The organism is Paraburkholderia sp. JPY419, assembly GCF_050435705.1.
GTDB lineage: Bacteria > Pseudomonadota > Gammaproteobacteria > Burkholderiales > Burkholderiaceae > Paraburkholderia > Paraburkholderia youngii.
In genome coordinates, this window is the sequence record NZ_JBNDKV010000002.1 from 1662369 (window position 1) to 1679110 (window position 16742).

Here is a 16742-nt window from a genome sequence, read left to right on the forward strand (position 1 = left end):
GCCTCGCGCACTTCACCCCGACGCCCGGCACGCCCAGAACGCCCCTTAACGCACGCACCCGACTCGCACATACGCCATGACCGATCACACCATGCGCCTTAGCGGCCTCGAGCCGTTCAACGTCACGTCCGGGACGCTCTTCATCAACGTTGGCGAACGCACCAACGTGACCGGCTCGAAAGCGTTCGCGCGAATGATCCTGAACAATCAGTTCGACGAGGCGTTGGCCGTCGCGCGCCAGCAGGTCGAGAACGGCGCGCAGGTCATCGACATCAACATGGACGAGGCGATGCTCGATTCGAAAGCGGCGATGGTGCGCTTCATGAATCTGATCGCGTCGGAGCCGGACATCGCGCGCGTGCCGATCATGATCGACTCGTCGAAGTGGGACGTGATCGAGGCGGGCCTCAAATGCGTGCAGGGCAAGGCGATCGTCAACTCGATCTCGCTGAAGGAAGGCAAGGAGCAATTCGTTCACCACGCGAAGCTGATTCGCCGCTACGGCGCGGCCAGCGTTGTGATGGCCTTCGACGAACAGGGCCAGGCCGATACCTTCGCGCGCAAGAAGGAAATCTGCCGGCGCTCGTACGAGATACTCGTCAACGAAGTCGGCTTCCCGCCCGAAGACATCATCTTCGATCCGAACATCTTTGCGATCGCGACCGGCATCGAGGAGCACAACAACTACGCGGTCGACTTCATCGAGGCGACGCGTTGGATCAAGCAAAACCTGCCGTACGCGAAGGTGAGCGGCGGCGTGTCGAACGTGTCGTTCTCGTTTCGCGGCAACGACCCGGTGCGCGAAGCAATTCACACCGTGTTCCTCTATCACGCGATCCAGGCGGGGATGGACATGGGCATCGTCAACGCCGGTCAGCTCGGGGTCTATGCCGAACTCGATCCCGAACTGCGCGAGCGCGTCGAAGACGTCGTGCTGAATCGCCGTGAAGACGGTACGGACCGTCTGCTCGAAATTGCCGACAAGTTCAAGAGCGGCGCCGCGAAGAAGGAAGAGAACCTCGAGTGGCGCAACCAGCCGGTCGAAAAGCGTCTCGCGCACGCGCTCGTGAGCGGCATCACGACCTTCATCGTCGAAGACACCGAGGAAGTGCGCGCGAAGATCGCCGCCGAGGGCGGCCGTCCGATCAATGTGATCGAAGGCCCGCTGATGGACGGCATGAACATCGTCGGCGACCTGTTCGGTCAGGGCAAGATGTTCCTGCCGCAGGTCGTGAAGTCGGCGCGCGTGATGAAGCAGGCGGTCGCGCATCTGATCCCCTTCATCGAGGAAGAAAAGCGCCAGCTCGCGGCGGCCGGCGGCGATGTGCGCGCGAAGGGCAAGATCATCATCGCGACCGTCAAGGGCGACGTGCACGACATCGGTAAGAACATCGTGTCGGTCGTGCTCCAGTGCAACAACTTCGAAGTGGTCAACATGGGCGTGATGGTCCCGTGCAATGAGATCCTCGCGAAGGCGAAGGTCGAGGGCGCGGACATCGTCGGGCTGTCGGGCCTGATCACGCCGAGTCTCGAAGAGATGGCCTACGTCGCGTCGGAAATGCAGCGCGACGACTACTTCCGCGTGAAGAAGATCCCGCTGCTGATCGGCGGCGCGACCACCTCGCGCGTGCACACGGCGGTGAAGATCGCCCCGCAATACGAAGGTCCGGTGGTCTACGTGCCGGACGCATCGCGCTCGGTGTCGGTCGCCTCGAGCCTGCTGTCCGACGAGGGCGCCGCGAAGTACATTGACGAACTGAACGCCGATTACAACCGCATCCGCGATCAGCACGCGAACAGAAAAGCGCAGCCGATGGTCACGCTCGCCGAAGCGCGCGCCAACAAGACGAAGATCGACTGGGCGGGCTATCAGCCGGTCAAGCCGAAGTTCATCGGCCGGCGCGTGTTCAAGAACTTCGATCTGAACGAGCTCGCGAACTATATCGACTGGGGTCCGTTCTTCCAGACGTGGGATCTCGCCGGCCCGTATCCGGCGATCCTCAACGACGAGATCGTCGGCGAATCGGCGCGACGCGTGTTCTCCGACGGCAAGTCGATGCTCGCGCGTCTGATTCAGGGCCGCTGGCTGCAGGCCAACGGCGTGATCACGCTGTTGCCGGCCAACACGGTGAACGACGACGACATCGAAATCTACACGGACGAATCGCGCACCGAAGTCGCGCTCACCTGGCGCAATCTGCGACAACAGAGTGTGCGGCCGGTGGTCGACGGGGTGATGCGACCGAACCGGTCGCTCGCCGACTTCATCGCGCCGAAGGACTCGGGCGTCGCCGACTACATCGGCATGTTCGCGGTGACGGCGGGTCTTGGCGTCGACGTGAAGGAGAAGCAGTTCGAGAAGGATCTCGATGACTACAGCGCGATCATGCTGAAGGCGCTCGCGGACCGGCTCGCCGAAGCGTTCGCCGAAGCGATGCACGCGCGTGTGCGGCGCGACCTGTGGGGCTACGCGAGCAGCGAAAACCTCTCCAACGACGAACTGATCGCCGAAAAATACCGCGGCATCCGCCCGGCGCCGGGCTACCCGGCCTGCCCCGACCATCTCGTCAAGCGAGACATGTTCGACGTGCTGCAAGCGAATGAAATTGGCATGAGCGTGACCGAATCGCTGGCGATGCTGCCGGCGGCGAGCGTCTCGGGCTTCTACCTCGCGCATCCGGACAGCACCTATTTCTCGGTCGGCAAGATCGGCACGGATCAGCTCGACGACTACGCTCAGCGGATGTCGCTCTCGAAAGCGGACGCCGAGCGCGCGTTGGCGCCGTTGCTTTGAGCGTGAAGCGATGCGTGGCCCGGCCGTGTGGCCCGGGCCGCGCATGCGCCACTATATCGAGTCCGAAAGACTGAATATTTGGCGCCACGGCAATTTCGGCTTTGTAGACTGAGTCGGCTTTCATCCCGTCAGGCGCGAGCACAACGCGCCGGCTCACCGAGATTGCAACCGTCAACGGAGAAAATCGTATGAAGAAGCTGACACTGTTATTGACCGCTGTTTCACTGGCCGCGGGTGCCTCCATGGCGCTCGCGCAGCCCGCCGCGCCGGGCGGATCGAGCTCGGTCAGCTCCTACTCGCCCCCCACCGAGGCGCATGTCAAAAAGGCGAAGAAGCAAAAGATGAAGAAAGGCGCGGCAGCGTCGGCGGCCTCCGAGAGCCAATGAGCGGCACGGCCGATAAAACCTTCTTAATGGCAAAGAGCCCGCGTCGAGCGGGCTCTTTTCTTTGCGTGCGCCAAAAGAGCGCTTACGAAGACCTTCTGAGTCCGGGCCGCGACGCTCGGAACCCAGCAGAAATCAAATCCCCCAGACGATATCCGCGTTTTCCTTCTGCGCCGCGCGCAGCATATCGAGGAACGGATACGCGCGCTGCGCGAGACCGGGCGGAATCTCGTGACGATCGCGGCCGTCCTCGCCCTCGTGGAAATGGCCCTCGTGCTCGGCGCGCTCCTGCTTATCGGACGTGATCGCCGCTTCGAGCTTTTCGATGGCCGGGCCCAGTTCGTCGTGAGTGATGACGCCCCGCTGCCCAAGGCGTTTGCCGACAATGCCGACCAGATACTGCGCCAGATTCTCCAGCATCATCACGTCCGGGCAGGCGTGGCACTTGAAAGTAATCAGCATGACTGTTCCCTTTTTCGTTATGTCGGGTGAGCGCACGAGCGTCTCAAGGGCTGCAGCTGCGCGCGCCTGACGCGGCGCCGGCAAGGCGCGGCGGCCACACCCCTCGCGGGCAGCTCATTGAACATATTAGCACCTGCTAAAATCCGTCTGAACGGAAAAGCGCGCCGCCCAGCGCCACGTACGGCGCGGCTCGACGAGCATCGCGCACGCGGGCAACCGGGGGCGTCGAATCATCGGCCGCAATCCGCATACCGCGCGAGCCTGCGTAACGGCAAGCCGCCGTGCGGAGTCCACCGCGTTGCGCGGCTTGCGTTGCGGGTCGTCGCATCGCCTCGGGACGCTCTGCCGGCGGCGCAGCCATCACGGCCGCAAAGCGCGGCCGCGCTCCACGCTTGCGACCCCGGCCGCGGCCGGCGCCACTTCCGCCTTACCGGATTGCCTCACTGGACTTGCAACAAGCATGCTGCCCGCACATAAACACACACTCGAAACACTGCTCGCCGACACGGTGAAGCAGGTCGCAACCGCCACGCAAGGCGCGACCGAAGCCGCTTTCGTCCCGCCCGCCATCGCGCTGGAGCGCCCGAAAGTCGCCGCGCACGGCGACGTCGCGTGCAACGTCGCGATGCAGCTTGCCAAGCCGCTGCGCGCCAATCCGCGCCAGCTCGCGCAACAGATCGTCGACGCGCTGCTCGTCAATCCGCAGGCCAAAGGCCTGATCGATACTGCCGAAGTGGCGGGCCCCGGCTTCATCAACCTGCGCCTCACGGCCGCCGCCAAGCAAGGCGTGATCGCCGCCGTGTTCGCCGAGAAGGACGCGTACGGCCACTCGCGTCGCGACGCCGGCAAGCATGTGCTGATCGAGTTCGTGTCGGCCAACCCCACCGGCCCGCTGCACGTCGGCCACGGCCGCCAGGCCGCGCTCGGCGACGCGCTTGCGCACGTGCTCCAGTCGCAAGGCTGGGACGTGCATCGCGAGTTCTACTACAACGACGCCGGCGTGCAGATCCACACGCTCGCGCTGTCGACCCAGGCACGCGCACGCGGCCTCGCCCCCGGCGACGAAGGCTGGCCCGCGTCGGCCTACAACGGCGAGTACATCGCCGACATCGCCAAGGACTATCTGAACGGCATCACGGTCGAGGCGAGCGACGGCGAGCCGGTCACCGGCGCGCGCGACGTCGAGGACCTCGAGGCTATCCGCCGCTTCGCCGTTACGTATCTGCGTCGTGAGCAGGACATGGATTTGCAGGCGTTCGGCGTGAAGTTCGACCAGTACTACCTGGAATCGTCGCTGTACACGGAAGGCCGCGTGGAGAAAACCGTCGACGCGCTGATTGCCGCGGGCAAGACTTACGAGCAGGAAGGCGCGCTGTGGCTGCGCACGACCGACGACGGCGACGACAAGGACCGCGTGATGCGCAAGACCGACGGCACCTACACGTACTTCGTGCCGGACGTCGCCTATCACGTCGCGAAGTGGGAGCGCGGCTTCACGAAGGTCATCAACGTGCAGGGCTCGGATCACCACGGCACGATCGCGCGCGTGCGCGCCGGTCTGCAGGGTCTCGGCATCGGCATTCCGAAGGGCTACCCCGACTACATCCTGCACAAGATGGTCACGGTCATGCGCAACGGCGAAGAGGTGAAGATCTCGAAGCGCGCGGGCAGCTACGTGACGGTGCGCGACCTGATCGAATGGTCGGGCGGCGCGATGCCGGGCTCGGAAGCGGCCGTCGATCTGATCGACGAGGAAACCATCCGCCGCGGCCGCGACGCGGTGCGCTTCTTCCTGATCTCGCGCAAGGCGGACACCGAGTTCGTGTTCGACATCGACCTCGCGCTGAAGCAGAACGACGAGAATCCGGTGCACTACGTGCAGTATGCGCACGCGCGCATCTGCTCGGTGATCGCCGAATGCAACGCGCGCTACGGCCTCGACGAAAGCGCACTGCCGAGCATCGATCTCGCGCCGCTCGCGAGCGCGCGCTCGATGGCGCTGCTCAACAAACTCGCCGAATTCCCGGACATGCTGCAGCACGCCGCCGACGAACTCGCGCCGCACGCGGTCGCGTTCTACTTGCGAGAACTCGCCGGCGAATTTCACTCGTTCTACAATGATCGTGCCGAGCGCGTGCTGGTCGACGATGCGGCCGAACGCAACGCTCGCGTGGCGCTGCTCGCGGCCACGCGCCAGGTGCTGGCCAACGGTCTCGCGACGATCGGCGTCTCCGCTCCCGTCAAGATGTAACTCCTCCAGCGTAATATGCGCGCGGCCGTCGTTATAATCGGCGGCCGTTCCTGGATTCTTTTTGCAGGTGATTCGTACGATGGCAAAACCACGCCGCACAACAAAGCAATCGAAGCAAACCGGGGGCACTTTTCTCGGCATCGTGCTGGGCCTGATCGTCGGCCTGGCGATCGCGGTGGTGGTGGCGCTGTATATCACCCGTGCGCCTACGCCGTTCGTGTCGAAGGTCGCGCCGCCGGCGCCGACCGACAACGGCGCGAGCCAGGCGCAATACGATCCGAACCGTCCGCTGCAAGGCAAGACGCCGGGCCAGCCGGTGCCGCAGGCCGCGCAACCCGCGCCGCCGAACACCGCGCCGGGCCAGACCAACGCGCAGACCCAGTCGGGCATGCTGGAAGAACCGCAGATCGTCGAAGTGCCGCCGTCGGGCGGCAACGCGAATAACAACGGCACGGCGGTCGCGCCGAGCCCCGCGCAGGAAAACGGCACCGGCGGCATCGTCGCGCCTGCGCCGGCGAAGAAGCCGCAGACCTCGAGCGCGCCGGCCGCCACCGCGGCAGGCTCCGCGCCGAAGAGCTCGAGCGCGACCACCCTGGCCAACGTCAAGCCTGGCTCGGCTGCCGCGCCCGCGCCCGCACCCGCACCTGCACCCGGCGACGCGAATACCGGCTACTTCCTGCAGGTCGGCGCGTACAAGACCGCCGCCGATGCCGAGCAGCAGCGCGCGCGCCTCGCGTTCCAGGGCTTCGAATCGAAGGTCACGCAGCGCGATGCCGGCGGCGTCACGTACTACCGCGTGCGCATCGGGCCGTTCTCGAAGTTCGAGGACATGAATTCGAGCCGTCAGCGTCTGTCGGACGCAGGTGTCGATACCGCGGTAATCCGCTTCACCAAACAATAAATAAACGGTAATGCCGGCCCGCGCGGCGCGTCGAACTATCGGCGCGGCGCGCGAGTCACAAGCACGATGGCCGCTTCGACCTGTATTGTGGCGGGCCACCACACCGAATCCCACCAGCGGTGACGGGCCTTTCGCATGGCGTCGCCGCGCCACCGCCTTATCCGGGTCTACACGACATGAAAAAACTGCTGAGCATCCTGTTCCTCTCGCTGGGCCTGATCGCGGCGAGCGCGCATGCGTCGCCGACCGCGCCGGTCGCCGGCAAGGACTACACCGTGCTGGCCTCGCCGCAACCTACCGACGTGCCGGCAGGCAAGATCGAAGTCATCGAATTCTTCTGGTACGGCTGCCCGCACTGCAATGAATTCAACCCGTTCCTCGAAGCATGGGTCAAAAAGCAGGCCCCGGACGTCGTGTTCCGCCGCGTGCCGGTCGCCTTCCGCGACGACTTCATCCCGCACTCGAAGATGTTCCACGCGCTCGACGCGCTCGGCCTCGCGAACGAACTGACGCCGAAGGTCTTCAACGAAATCCACGTCAACAAGAACTATCTGCTGACGCCGGAAGACCAGACCAAATTCCTCGCGAAGTTCGGCGTCGATCCGAAGAAGTACATGGAAGCGTACAACTCGTTCTCGACGCAAAGCGCGCTGCAGAAGGACAAGAAACTGCTCGACGGGTTCAAGATCGACGGCGTGCCGACGCTCGCCGTGCAGGGCAAGTATTTGACCGGCCCAGCCGCGACCGGCACCCTGCCGGGCACGATCCAGGTGCTCGACTACCTCGTCTCGCAAGTCCGCGCCAAAAAGATGTAATCACGAGGCGCCGGTATGACCTCTCCGCTGAAGGTTTTCATTACCGGCGCTTCGAGCGGCATCGGCCTCGCGCTCGCCGGCGAATATGCACGGCGCGGCGCGATTCTCGGCCTCATCGCCCGCCGCGGCGACGCGCTCGCCGCGTTCCAGCAGTCCCATCCCCACAACACCGTCTCGATCTATGCGCTCGACGTGCGCGACGCGGAAGCGCTCGCCGATGCGGCCGCGCGCTTCATCGCCGAGCACGGCCTGCCCGACGTCGTGATCGCCAACGCCGGCATCAGCCACGGCGCGCTCACCGGTCACGGCGATCTGCGCACCTTCCGCGAGGTGATGGACATCAATTACTTCGGCATGGTCGCGACGTTCGAGCCGTTCGCTGCTGCGATGGCCGACACGAAACACGGCACTCTGGTCGGCATTGCGAGCGTCGCCGGTGTGCGCGGCTTGCCGGGCTCGGGTGCGTACAGCGCGTCGAAATCGGCGGCGCAAAAGTATCTCGAAGCGTTGCGCGTCGAGATGCGGCCGTTCGGCGTCGGTGTCGTCACGATCGCGCCCGGCTATATCCGCACGCCGATGACCGAGCACAATCCGTACAACATGCCGTTCCTGATGGACGCCGACCGTTTCGCGGCGAAGGTCGCACGGGCGGTCGAACGGCAGACGTCGTTCGCGGTGTTTCCGTGGCAGATGCGCGTGGCCGCGATGTTGCTGCACGTGCTGCCGCGCTGGCTCTACGACCGCGTGTTCGAACGCGCGCCGCGCAAGCCGCGCGCCGCCACCGAGTAAGTCATGCAACCCCGTGCGGTCGATGCAGCCGGCGTCGCGCACGAATCCGCGGGCGCCGATGCGCGCATCGTGTCGCTGGTGCCGAGCCTCACCGAAACCCTGTTCGCGCTCGGGCTCGAGCGGCAGATCGTCGGGCGCACCGGCTTTTGCGTGCATCCGCGCGACAAGGTCCGCACGGTGCCGAAGGTCGGCGGCACGAAAGCCGTCAAACTCGACGCGATCCGCGCGCTGCGCCCCACCCACCTGATCGTCAATATCGACGAAAACGAACGCGACACCGTCGAGCAACTGCGCGCGTTCGTGCCGCACATCGTCGTCACCCATCCGCAGACGCCGCGCGACAACCTCGCGCTGTACGCGCTGCTCGGCGCAATTTTCGGACGTGAAGAAGAAGCGCGGCACTTGAGCAGCGCGCTCGTCGCGCGTCTGCGCGAAGCCGCCGCTCATACCTTCGCCGCGCAGAACGTGCTGTACCTGATCTGGCGCGAACCGTGGATGGGCGTCGCGCGCGACACCTACATCGCCGCAATGCTGCGTCTCGTGAACTGGCACACGTTGCCCGACGTGCACGGCGGCAGCGCGGGCGCCACGCGCTACCCCACGCTCGACTTCGACGCCGCGCCATGGCTCGCGCAAGTCGACCGCGTGCTGCTGTCGAGCGAGCCGTACCGCTTCACGGCCGCGCATCGCGATGCGCTCGCGCGCGATCCGCGTTTCACCGGCAAGCGCATCGAACTGATCGATGGCGAAATGACGTCGTGGTACGGCGTGCGCGCAATCGATGGCATCGGCTATCTGCTGCGCGAGGCCGCGGCGGCCTGAGGCGGCAACACAGCCACGCCGCCCCCATATGGATATGTCGATTAAATTGTTGTCGCCATAATGGCCCTTCGATAAGCTTTCGCGAAGGCGCGCCGCCGGCCATGCCTCGAAGGCAGGCCCCTCGGCCTCAGGCCGGGATCGCCCGACCTTACGGCGGCGCCGGGAACGTATCACAATCGTGGCGACGCGCGCGCCGGGAGCGCTCTCCTGCCCGCTCACGCATCGCCGCCATAAACACAACCAGACGCACTGCCTGACTGCGCTCGTTACCGGAGATCCTATGCGCTTCAATCTGCTCGCAGCCGCCATTCTGCTCACGGCGCCCGCGCTCGCGCTCGCCAAACCGTTGACCGTCTGTACCGAGTCAAGCCCCGACGGCTTCGACGTCGTGCAGTTCAATTCGCTGGTCACGACGAATGCATCGGCCGACGTGATCTTCAACTCGCTGGTGTCGTTCGACGAAGCCGCGAAGAAGGTCGTGCCCGCGCTCGCCGACAAATGGGAAGTGAGCCCTGACGGCCTGACCTACACGTTCCACCTGCGTCCGAACGTGCAGTTCCAGACCACCGACTACTTCAAGCCCACCCGCGCGCTGAATGCCGACGACGTGATCTTCACCTTCGACCGCATGCTCAACGACAGCAATCCGTGGCACAAGGTGGCGGGCGCGAGCGGCTTCCCGCACGCGCAGTCGATGGGGCTGCCGAAGCTGATCAAGTCGATTACCAAGGTCGACGACAACACGGTGAAGTTCGAGTTGAACGAGCCGAACGCGACGTTCGTGTCGATCCTGACGATGGGCTTTGCGTCGATCTATTCGGCCGAGTACGCGGACCAGTTGCTGAAGGCCGGCAAGCAGGTCGACCTGAACGCGAAGCCGATCGGCACCGGCCCGTTCGTGCTGAAGAGCTATACGAAAGACGCGGTGATCCGTTATGACGCGAACCCGACCTACTGGGGACCGAAGCCGAAGATCGAGCGTCTGATCTACGCGATCACGCCGGACGCAACCGTGCGAGCGCAGAAGGTGAAGGCTGGCGAATGCCAGATCGCGTTGTCGCCGAAGCCGCAGGATCTCGCCGACGCGAAGAAGGACAAGTCGCTCGCGATCGTGCAGACGCCCGCGTTCATGACGGCCTTCGTCGCGCTGAATACGCAGCAGAAGCCGCTCGACAACCAGAAGGTGCGCGCCGCGCTGAACATGGCGTTCGACCGCACGACGTATCTGAAGACCGTGTTCGACAACACCGCGACGCCGGCCGTGAACCCGTTTCCGCCGAACACGTGGAGCTACAACCACTCGATCAAGGGCTGGCCGTACGACCCGGCGAAGGCGAAGCAATTGCTCACCGACGCGGGTTTTCCGAACGGCTTCCAAACGACCATCTGGGTGCGTCCGAACGGCAGCGTGTTGAATCCGAATCCGAAGGCCGGTGCCGAACTGCTGCAGGCCGACTTCGCGAAGATCGGCGTGAAGGCGGACGTCAAGGTGATCGAATGGGGCGAGCTGATCAAGCAGGCGAAGCAAGGCCAGCATGACTCGCTGTTCATGGGATGGGCGGGCGACAACGGCGATCCGGACAACTATCTGACGCCGCTCTTCAGTTGCAACGCGGTAAAGTCGGGCATCAACTTCGCGCGCTTCTGCGATCAGGATCTCGACAAGCTGATCGCCGACGGCAGAGCAACGTCCGATATCGCCAAGCGCACGAAAGCGTATGAAGCCGCGCAGCAGATCATCCATGACGAAGCGCTGTGGATTCCGCTCGGCTATCCGACCGCTGCTGCGATCACGCGTACGAACGTGAGCGGGTATCACGTGAGTCCGTTTGGACGGCAGAATTTTGGGGCGGTGGTGGTGCAGTGATTTTGCGCTGCGGTTGAAACCAGGAAAGGATAAAGCCGACCTTCACTGGTCGGCTTTTTTTGTGTCCAGCGTTTCCGGCCGATACAGTTCGCCCGTTACTTCACCGCGCTGTCTGCTGCGGCGATTATCGGATCGAACGATACGCCTTCGAGACAATCACGATTACGTTCAGCGAAAGCTAAGGACAAGGTTCCCCGCGGGAGAAAGGCTGAATACGCCGTGGTTTCGTTCAGTGAATGCCCGCGCGGAGAGTCGGTAACTTTGAGGTTGCTGTAATGCGCACGGACCATCGCGAGCGTGACGCATTCGCCGCTCAGCCGCCCAAGTGCAAGAAAGCCAGGACGCCCTCCAGTGTGGCGAACGCGCAAACCCACATTGCCGACCACGACACCATCTGCCATCTTCCCCGGACCGCCGACGTAAAAGTTGAATTCGGCATTTTGAATTGGATCTTTGGTGGTATCTCTGTCGACAAGGTGAGTCGCCAGCACGCTTTCGACCTTTGCCTTAGTGAACGGGATTTGCTGCACCAAGGAGTCGATGGTCTGCCACAGTGTCGTGTCCGGTTGAGTCATCTGTGAATCTTGTCCGTAGTGTCCGGCCGCGAGGCTGCATCCGCCAAACCACCCTGCCAGACAAAGTACTGCAAGCGCCTTGGTCCAATCACGTGAACGGGTAAGTCTTGTCATACCATCTTCCATAGTAGTCCGCGCTGGGTGCATCTGACACTCCGCAACCTTTTGCCGACGTGATCTCGGGCCTTTGACCGTTATACCGACTCCTAATGCAATTTCCTCATGCAAGAAGCCAATAATTGCTCGCAAAGTACCCGCCCACACTTTTGCAGAGGAAATGGTTATGGCTATGCAAGCTCCAACGAGGACAGGTTTCGAACGGTGGCAGGATGGTGTTAGCAAGGCTGTAAGCGATGCAAAATGGAATTCCTGGGATTGCGAAATCCAGATGGTAGTCAACGAGTACAACCTCCATCTTCGCGGCACCTCGGGGTACGTAGCCTTGGATTGGCAGATTATCAAGGCGATATTGTGGGTCGAAACAGGTGCACACGATCCTCAGTGGAACGCCAAGCCGATGCAAATCGGCGTTTCTGGAGATCCCGGATTAGCATCGCTGCTATCAGGCAAAGAAGGCGGCGATCTGATTCTGCTACCAGGCTGGAAAGGACGGCTGACAATGTCCTCAGTCAGAACGATAGCGGCGCATAACATCCGCGCCGGGATTGGCTATCTGCTTATGCGCATGGCAAAGTTCGAGTACCGAAACGTACCCGGTGCTGACCCGAAAGTTTATGAAATCGCCGTCAAGCCAGGCGATAGTCTGGACAAGATGGCGAAGGGTCAAGGTACCACGATCGAGACGTTGAGAAAGCTGAACCCGACGGCCGCTGTTCTTCGCCCTGGACAAGTATTGACGTACCGGAAAGCTTCAATTCAAAAAGTAATTGCAGGCTGGCACCCCATTGTCACGACATTCATAGCACTGCGCTATAACGGAGGTCGGGATCCAAACTACGCCAGAAAACTCGATTACGCGTTGTCATCGGTGCGGAAAGGAAAGGCGGCCCTATGTGCACAATGAAGCTGATCTGTTTTGCCCTGGCCGTCTGCCTGCCAACAATGGTCCTTGCAGCCTCAGCGGTCCCAGTCGCAAGCGAGCGGGCCTTGCGCGAGGAATGCAGCGCGTTCTCGCAAGCGGGGATGCGGGACTGTCTGGCAGAAAAAGCAGAGGCGAGTAAGAAGACCCTCAGACGAGCCGAGGAGAAGATGGCTGGCACCCTTGCCAGATGGGATGAAGACGAGAAGTACGTCAACCAGGCCAGGGCAAGACTCGCCGCATCAAACAGAAAATTCGCTCGGTACCGTGAGTCTCAATGCGACTTCGCAGCTTCGCTGACTGGTGGTGCGGCCGGCAATGCGCATGAAATCAGCCGTTTAGCTTGCGTTTCCGAACTCAACAACCGGCGGGCCGAGCAACTACGCAACGCTGCATCTGACATGCCCTTGAAGTAATTCGCATGAGAGGACACCCAGCATCGTTGCGCCGCTCAGTGCCTTCGCCCAGCGCGGACATATTCGTCCGCGCTTCTCCGCCCGCGGCGAAGGTCCGAGATCACACCGCCGCAAACCGGATCACCCCATCCGCATCCTGCGTCCGCTTCAATTCCCCCGCCCGCCACAGCAGATGCAAATGCGCGAGCGACTCACCCATCGCGAACGTGATCTGATGGATATCGAGTTGGCGCTTGAACATCAGCGGCACGATATCGGCGGCGCTACGCGGCCTTTCCGCGCACGCTTCGCGCACTTCGGCGAGCCGCGCGTCGTGATGCTCACGCAGTTGCTGAATGCGCGTGCGCACGCCGCGAAACGGCTTGCCATGCGACGGCAGCACGAGCGTATCTTCTGGCATCGTCTCGTAGCGGCCAAGCGACTCCAGATACAGTTCGAGCGGCGAGCCCTCAGGCTCGATATCGAACACCGACACGTTGGTTGAAATGCGCGGCAGCACCATGTCGCCTGAAATCAGCGTGCCGGTTTCCGCACAGTGCAGCGCGCAGTGTTCCGGCGAGTGGCCGAAACCCGTCACCACGCGCCACGTCCTGCCGCCGATCCTCACGTCCTCGGCTTCGCGCAAACGCCGGTATTGCCCCGGAATCGCCGGTACGAGGCTCGAGTAATAGCTCGTGCGATTGCGCAGTTTGTCGACCGATTCGGTGTCGTTCAAACCATGCCGCGCGAAGTGCCGCGCCGCTGCCTCGCCGCCCGCGTTCGAACCGTCGCCCGTCGCCATCACGCGCGCCTGCATGTATTCGCCGAGCGTCATCCACAGCCGCGCGTCCCAACGCTTTTTCTCGCCGCCGCTGCACACCCAGTGCGCGAGGCCGATGTGGTCCGGATGGCAATGCGTGACGATCACGCGCAGCACCGGCAGCCCGTCCAGCGCCGAATCGAACACGCTCTCCCAATTCGCCTTGATCGTGTCCGACGTGATGCCGCAGTCGACCACGGTCCAGCCTTGCTGACCGTCGATCTCATCGCGCAGCAGCCACAGGTTGATATGGTCGAGCGCGAACGGTAACGGCATGCGCAGCCAATGCACGCCTGGCGCGACTTCCATCGTGCGGCCCGAGTCGGGCATCGTGTCGTTGAACGGGTATTGGAGTTGGTGTTCGAGTGCATTCATGGGGACTGTCTTCCTCCGACGACTCTCCGGCATGGCCAGGTATGCGATGCCGGTCGGCCTGGTTGTGGTTGCGTTCCGCTCAGGTTGACGATAACGTAAACGTCGATTCTATCGTTCAATCCGGTTTTGTGCCGGCCAAGCGGCCACGAGATGTCCCGATGAATACGCAATACACGATCACCGAACTCGCGCGCGAATTCGACGTCACGCCACGCGCAATTCGTTTCTATGAAGACCAGGGTTTACTCTCACCGAGCCGCGAGGGTTCGAGCGGCTTGCGGCGCGTCTATTCCGGCCGCGACCGCACGCGTCTGAAGCTCACGCTGCGCGGCAAGCGCCTTGGCTTCACGCTGTCGGAGATTCGCGACCTGCTCGACGTCTACGAGTCGCCGACCGACACCGTGCCGCAATTGCACGCGTTTCTCGCGACGGTCGCGCGTCATCGCGAAGTGCTCGAACGTCAGCGCGAAGATCTCGACGCGACGCTCGAAGATCTGGCGCAGTACGAAGCGCAGGCGCGCGCGTTGCTCGATGGCACGAGGCACGACGCGAAACCTGCCTGAAGCTGCCTGACTCTGACCGGCGTTTGCGGAGCGCGCGTGATGAATCACTTCCCCAAACTGTTATCGTCGCAAATCGGTTTCGACGTCGCGCAGACGATGCTCGAAGGGTTCGACCGTCACTACCGGATCTTTCGCGACGCGGCGATCCATGCGAAGACGCTGTTCGAAGCCGGCGACTGGCACGGCCTGCAAAAGCTCGCGCGCGACCGCATCGCGTCGTACGACGATCGTGTGCAGGAATGCGTGCATCTGCTCGAAGACGAGTACGACGCGGAGAACATCGACAGCGAAGTGTGGCAGCAGATCAAGCTGCACTACATTGGTCTTCTGACCACGCACCGTCAGCCCGAGTGCGCGGAAACCTTTTTTAATTCGGTTTCCTGCAAGATCCTGCACCGCTCGTACTTCAACAACGATTTCATTTTCGTGCGCCCGGCGATTTCGACCGAATACATCGAGAACGACGAACCGGCCGCGAAGCCGACCTATCGCGCGTATTACCCCGGTACGGACGGACTCGCCCCGACGCTGGAGCGGGTCGTCACGAACTTCCAGCTCGATCCGCCGTTCGAGGATCTGACGCGCGACGTCGCCTGTGTGGTGCAGTCGATTCGCGAAGCGTTCGGCGTGTTCGACGAAGCGCCGAATTTCCAGATTCACGTGCTGTCGTCGCTGTTTTATCGCAACAAGGCTGCGTACATCGTCGGGCGCATCATCAACGGCGACGCGCTGCTGCCGTTCGCGGTGCCGCTGCGTCACGTGAAACCGGGCGTGCTCGCACTGGACACCGTGCTGCTCAAGCGCGAGCAGTTGCTGATCATCTTCAGCTTCTCGCACTCGTATTTTCTGGTCGACATGGAAGTGCCGTCCGCCTATGTCGAGTTTCTGCGCACGGTGATGCCGGCCAAGCCGAAGGCGGAGATCTATACGTCGGTGGGCCTGCAGAAGCAGGGCAAGAATCTGTTCTATCGCGATCTGCTGCATCACCTCAAGCATTCGAGCGACCGCTTCATCGTCGCGCCCGGCATCAAGGGACTCGTGATGCTGGTGTTCACGTTGCCGTCGTTCCCCTACGTGTTCAAGCTGATCAAGGACAACTTTCCGCCGCCGAAGGAAACCACGCGAGCGCAGATCCAGCAGAAGTATCTGCTCGTCAAACGTCACGACCGGCTCGGCCGCATGGCCGACACGCTCGAATATTCGAGCGTCGCGCTGCCGCTAGCGCGGCTCGACGAAACGCTGTTGCGCGAACTCGAGAAGGAAGTGCCGTCGCTGATCGAATACGACGGCGAGAACCTCGTGATTCGCCACATGTACATCGAGCGACGCATGATCCCGCTCAATCTGTTCCTGCAGAACGGCAACGACGACGACATCGAGCACGGCATCAAGGAATACGGCAACGCGGTGAAGGAGCTGATCCAGGCGAACATCTTCCCCGGCGACATGCTGTACAAGAACTTCGGCGTGACGCGCCACGGCCGTGTCGTGTTCTACGACTACGACGAGATCGAGTACCTGACCGACTGCAACGTGCGCGCGGTGCCGGCGCCGCGCAACGAGGAAGACGAAATGTCGGACGAGCCGTGGTACCCGGTCGGTCCGCACGATATTTTCCCGGAGACGTACGGCACCTTCCTGCTCGGCGATCCGCGTGTGCGCCGCTCGTTCATGCGGCATCACGCGGATCTCTTCGAGCCCGAACTGTGGCAGCGATACAAGGATTTTCTCTTGAAGGGCGAGTTGCCCGATTTTTTCCCATACGACCAGAGCGTGCGCTTCTGCGTGCGTTATCCGGAGCGGTTCGCCGAAACAACCGATGCAGAGGCGAACGAGCCGAATGTGCGCGTGGCTTGATGAATCTCACGAGGGTTCGCAGCAGGCCGCGCGC

14 protein-coding genes and 1 pseudogene are annotated in these 16742 nt (G+C 62.8%); 12 read left to right on the forward strand and 3 right to left on the reverse strand.

The annotated features are described in order from the left end of the window. Positions 1-67: 67 nt before the first annotated feature. Positions 68-2794, forward strand: a pseudogene (gene metH, locus QFZ91_RS13785) (methionine synthase); the annotation flags it as partial. A gap of 188 nt (positions 2795-2982) precedes the next feature. Further along, entirely contained in the window at positions 2983-3180 is a 198-nt protein-coding gene (locus QFZ91_RS13790; protein WP_176122261.1) for an acid-shock protein, read from the forward strand. Between the two features lie 132 nt (positions 3181-3312). Here the strand turns inward: QFZ91_RS13790 and QFZ91_RS13795 are convergent, their stop codons facing one another. Further along, entirely contained in the window at positions 3313-3639 is a 327-nt protein-coding gene (locus QFZ91_RS13795; protein WP_013088219.1) for a DUF1840 domain-containing protein, read from the reverse strand. A gap of 460 nt (positions 3640-4099) precedes the next feature. Between QFZ91_RS13795 and argS the strand changes: the two genes are divergently transcribed. The 6 genes from argS (at position 4100) to QFZ91_RS13825 (ending at position 11084) form a co-directional block, all read left to right on the forward strand. Further along, positions 4100-5890, forward strand: coding sequence for an arginine--tRNA ligase (gene argS / locus QFZ91_RS13800; protein ID WP_429567545.1), 1791 nt, complete (start codon positions 4100-4102; stop codon positions 5888-5890). A gap of 79 nt (positions 5891-5969) precedes the next feature. Next, the gene (locus QFZ91_RS13805; RefSeq protein ID WP_255215168.1) at positions 5970-6791 is read left to right on the forward strand and encodes an SPOR domain-containing protein; all 822 of its coding nucleotides are present in this window, start codon (positions 5970-5972) and stop codon (positions 6789-6791) included. 176 nt (positions 6792-6967) lie between these two features. Next, on the forward strand, positions 6968-7606 hold the full coding sequence (locus QFZ91_RS13810; RefSeq protein WP_176383768.1) for a thiol:disulfide interchange protein DsbA/DsbL: 639 nt from the start codon (positions 6968-6970) through the stop codon (positions 7604-7606). A gap of 15 nt (positions 7607-7621) precedes the next feature. Then, positions 7622-8395, forward strand: a complete 774-nt coding sequence (locus tag QFZ91_RS13815; protein ID WP_429567546.1) for an SDR family oxidoreductase — start codon at positions 7622-7624, stop codon at positions 8393-8395. Between the two features lie 3 nt (positions 8396-8398). Further along, a complete protein-coding gene (locus QFZ91_RS13820; RefSeq protein WP_429567547.1) occupies positions 8399-9217 on the forward strand; it encodes a helical backbone metal receptor in 819 nt (272 codons plus the stop codon). 280 nt (positions 9218-9497) lie between these two features. Then, positions 9498-11084: an ABC transporter substrate-binding protein gene (locus tag QFZ91_RS13825; protein ID WP_429567548.1), complete on the forward strand. Its 1587-nt coding sequence runs from the start codon at positions 9498-9500 to the stop codon at positions 11082-11084. A gap of 95 nt (positions 11085-11179) precedes the next feature. On the opposite strand, the gene QFZ91_RS13830 is transcribed toward QFZ91_RS13825, so the two are convergent. Continuing rightward, the gene (locus QFZ91_RS13830; RefSeq protein ID WP_429567549.1) at positions 11180-11773 is read right to left on the reverse strand and encodes a hypothetical protein; all 594 of its coding nucleotides are present in this window, start codon (positions 11771-11773) and stop codon (positions 11180-11182) included. Between the two features lie 169 nt (positions 11774-11942). Between QFZ91_RS13830 and QFZ91_RS13835 the strand changes: the two genes are divergently transcribed. Next, positions 11943-12683: a LysM peptidoglycan-binding domain-containing protein gene (locus tag QFZ91_RS13835; RefSeq protein ID WP_429567550.1), complete on the forward strand. Its 741-nt coding sequence runs from the start codon at positions 11943-11945 to the stop codon at positions 12681-12683. Next, positions 12671-13114 carry a lysozyme inhibitor LprI family protein gene (locus tag QFZ91_RS13840; RefSeq protein WP_429567551.1) on the forward strand — a complete coding sequence of 148 codons (444 nt, stop codon included), beginning with the start codon at positions 12671-12673 and terminating at the stop codon, positions 13112-13114. Before QFZ91_RS13835 ends, QFZ91_RS13840 begins: the two co-directional genes overlap by 13 nt. Before the next feature lie 100 nt (positions 13115-13214). On the opposite strand, the gene QFZ91_RS13845 is transcribed toward QFZ91_RS13840, so the two are convergent. After that, positions 13215-14288: an MBL fold metallo-hydrolase gene (locus QFZ91_RS13845; RefSeq protein WP_429567552.1), complete on the reverse strand. Its 1074-nt coding sequence runs from the start codon at positions 14286-14288 to the stop codon at positions 13215-13217. A gap of 158 nt (positions 14289-14446) precedes the next feature. Here QFZ91_RS13845 and QFZ91_RS13850 point away from each other — a divergent pair, with 158 nt between their 5' ends. Continuing rightward, on the forward strand, positions 14447-14851 hold the full coding sequence (locus tag QFZ91_RS13850; protein ID WP_018436808.1) for a MerR family transcriptional regulator: 405 nt from the start codon (positions 14447-14449) through the stop codon (positions 14849-14851). 39 nt (positions 14852-14890) lie between these two features. Further along, positions 14891-16708 (forward strand): bifunctional isocitrate dehydrogenase kinase/phosphatase, encoded by a 1818-nt coding sequence (gene aceK / locus QFZ91_RS13855; RefSeq protein WP_429567553.1) that lies wholly within the window; start codon positions 14891-14893, stop codon positions 16706-16708. The last annotated feature ends 34 nt before the right edge of the window (positions 16709-16742 follow it).

Coding starts and splice junctions, on each gene's coding strand:
- QFZ91_RS13820 (WP_429567547.1), top strand. CDS start 8,399: ATGCAACCCCGTGCGGTCGATGCAGCCGGCGTCGCGCACGAATCCGCG.
- QFZ91_RS13830 (WP_429567549.1), bottom strand. CDS start 11,773: ATGACAAGACTTACCCGTTCACGTGATTGGACCAAGGCGCTTGCAGTA.
- QFZ91_RS13790 (WP_176122261.1), top strand. CDS start 2,983: ATGAAGAAGCTGACACTGTTATTGACCGCTGTTTCACTGGCCGCGGGT.
- QFZ91_RS13795 (WP_013088219.1), bottom strand. CDS start 3,639: ATGCTGATTACTTTCAAGTGCCACGCCTGCCCGGACGTGATGATGCTG.
- QFZ91_RS13850 (WP_018436808.1), top strand. CDS start 14,447: ATGAATACGCAATACACGATCACCGAACTCGCGCGCGAATTCGACGTC.
- QFZ91_RS13815 (WP_429567546.1), top strand. CDS start 7,622: ATGACCTCTCCGCTGAAGGTTTTCATTACCGGCGCTTCGAGCGGCATC.
- aceK (WP_429567553.1), top strand. CDS start 14,891: ATGAATCACTTCCCCAAACTGTTATCGTCGCAAATCGGTTTCGACGTC.
- QFZ91_RS13845 (WP_429567552.1), bottom strand. CDS start 14,288: ATGAATGCACTCGAACACCAACTCCAATACCCGTTCAACGACACGATG.
- QFZ91_RS13810 (WP_176383768.1), top strand. CDS start 6,968: ATGAAAAAACTGCTGAGCATCCTGTTCCTCTCGCTGGGCCTGATCGCG.
- argS (WP_429567545.1), top strand. CDS start 4,100: ATGCTGCCCGCACATAAACACACACTCGAAACACTGCTCGCCGACACG.
- QFZ91_RS13835 (WP_429567550.1), top strand. CDS start 11,943: ATGGCTATGCAAGCTCCAACGAGGACAGGTTTCGAACGGTGGCAGGAT.
- QFZ91_RS13825 (WP_429567548.1), top strand. CDS start 9,498: ATGCGCTTCAATCTGCTCGCAGCCGCCATTCTGCTCACGGCGCCCGCG.
- QFZ91_RS13840 (WP_429567551.1), top strand. CDS start 12,671: ATGTGCACAATGAAGCTGATCTGTTTTGCCCTGGCCGTCTGCCTGCCA.
- QFZ91_RS13805 (WP_255215168.1), top strand. CDS start 5,970: ATGGCAAAACCACGCCGCACAACAAAGCAATCGAAGCAAACCGGGGGC.